Origin of the sequence: Lysinibacillus sp. AR18-8, assembly GCF_001705465.1 — a bacterium.
Classification (GTDB): Bacteria; Bacillota; Bacilli; order Bacillales_A; family Planococcaceae; genus Lysinibacillus; species Lysinibacillus capsici.
The window spans coordinates 1-569 of the sequence record NZ_MDGU01000047.1 but is presented as its reverse complement, the minus strand read 5'-3'; the positions used below and the strand labels follow the sequence as shown (position 1 = coordinate 569).

The 569-nt window shown below is 36.0% G+C and carries 1 protein-coding gene; it reads left to right on the top strand.

Features of this window, described 5'->3' with window-relative positions:
- Positions 1–155: 155 nt before the first annotated feature.
- The coding region (locus tag BFM98_RS20700) for a RagB/SusD family nutrient uptake outer membrane protein (protein ID WP_139111255.1) at positions 156–569 on the top strand (414 nt) is incomplete at its 3' end.

Here is a 569-nt window from a genome sequence, read left to right as displayed (position 1 = left end):
TATACCATCATAATACTATATATGCTGTTAGCTAGATTCTTGTGTGCTATGATCTGTTTATTTTTTTTTTCAAGCAGAAGACGGCATACGATATGCTGCGTAGTTCGTGGGCTCGGAGATGTGTATAAGAGACAGCATTAACACAGTCTAAAGACTTGGAACAGAATACAAAGACATTAGAAGATCTCAGAACTGTTTTGAATGGTGGTTATGACAGAATGCAACATCCATCTTATTATGGCAGAGATATGATTATTTATGGAGAAGCAAGGAGTGATAATGCTTTTTCTAATGCTAACTCTAATAGATTTGTGACCGTGTCCCAAATGAAAATGATTATAACGGACGCCTACCCCAATAATACATGGAATAAAATATATGAAGTAATAGGAAATGCCAATATTGTGATTAATAAACAAGGGGCAACAGGAGATGCTGCACAGTTATCACATTTAAAAGGTCAGGCTTATGCAATGAGAGCTTTATGTCATTTTGATCTGTTAAGGCTTTTCGGGCAACATTTTATTACAGCGCAAGGAGGAATGAATGCATTAGGTGTTCCATATGTA